The sequence below is a fragment of the Hydrogenovibrio sp. 3SP14C1 genome (assembly GCF_029625905.1).
Taxonomy (GTDB): domain Bacteria; phylum Pseudomonadota; class Gammaproteobacteria; order Thiomicrospirales; family Thiomicrospiraceae; genus Hydrogenovibrio.
The window spans coordinates 1-244 of sequence record NZ_JARTLM010000280.1; the positions used below are offsets into that span (position 1 = coordinate 1).

The window sequence follows — 244 nt, forward strand, 5'->3', positions numbered from 1 at the left end:
GTCAGGGGTGGGCAGCGATGATCCAGCATTACTTTGCTAGCGCATGGATTCCTCGCAATGAACCTGGTACAAATCTGTATTCTCGTGTGATTGGTAACGTTGGTGATATTGGTGTGCGCATGCCAAACAAAACTATTGCTGATGGTGATGCGACTCAGTTTACGGCGACCTTATGGGTTGGCCCTAAATTGCAAAATGACATGGCCGCTATCGCTCCTAATCTAGACTTGGTGGTCGACTACGG

At 48.8% G+C, this 244-nt stretch carries 1 protein-coding gene; it reads left to right on the top strand.

Features of this window, described 5'->3' with window-relative positions:
* Positions 1-17: 17 nt before the first annotated feature.
* The coding region (gene yidC / locus P8629_RS12540; RefSeq protein WP_278166423.1) for a membrane protein insertase YidC at positions 18-244 on the top strand (227 nt) is incomplete at its 3' end.